We start from the raw sequence: 606 nt of genomic DNA, 5'->3' as shown, positions 1-606 counted from the left end.
CTCTCCCATTGTCTGCTACCGCAGCGTAATTAGACATTAGGCGTCTGACAATCTTTCTTTTGGCAACCATTGTTTCGGTGAAATCCCTATGCTTTCTGTGAACGCCTTGGAAAAGGATAGCTGTGTTCGGTATCCAATCGCGCTGGCAACAGCCTTCACGGAATAGTTTTTCTTCAACAACTTTTTTGCAATAGAAACGCGCTAGTCGATGAGGTAACGCGCCGGGGTAGTACCAACAAGTTCGTGGAAGCCAGCCGAAAATTTGCTGCGCGACATTGAAGCTTCAATTGCCATGGTTTCGATCGTCCAGTCTGCACCAGGCGCATTGTGAATAGAGATCAGGAAACGGGCAATGCCCGGGTTGGTAAAACCGGCCAACGTTCCAGCTTTAAGCTTTTCCCGCTGAGACATGTAGCGGATGATTTCAAAAACAAAGGTATCGCAGAGCCGATCAAGCACATAGCGCTGGCCTGGCTCATTTCTTGATGCCACAAGCGAAAGATGTTCGGTTGTGTGCACTAAGCCGCACACTTCACTAATAGGGATGAGCACCCATTGCGGCATGGCTGCGACAAAAGGATTCTTCTCCATTTCCCTAAATCCAAT

The 606-nt window shown here is 48.5% G+C and carries 2 protein-coding genes; both read right to left on the bottom strand.

The window, feature by feature from the left end; translation table 11 throughout:
- Window positions 1-36 precede the first annotated feature (36 nt).
- Window positions 37-192: a helix-turn-helix domain-containing protein gene (locus JK635_RS25505; RefSeq protein WP_368857093.1), complete on the bottom strand. Its 156-nt coding sequence runs from the start codon at window positions 190-192 to the stop codon at window positions 37-39.
- 9 nt (window positions 193-201) lie between these two features.
- On the bottom strand, window positions 202-606 hold a 405-nt coding region (locus JK635_RS12790), incomplete at its 5' end, for a cupin domain-containing protein (RefSeq protein ID WP_235888081.1).

The sequence above is a fragment of the Neobacillus paridis genome, from assembly GCF_016765675.1.
In the GTDB taxonomy this organism is placed as follows: domain Bacteria; phylum Bacillota; class Bacilli; order Bacillales; family Cytobacillaceae; genus Neobacillus; species Neobacillus paridis.
This window is presented reverse-complemented; position numbering and strand designations above follow the sequence as displayed.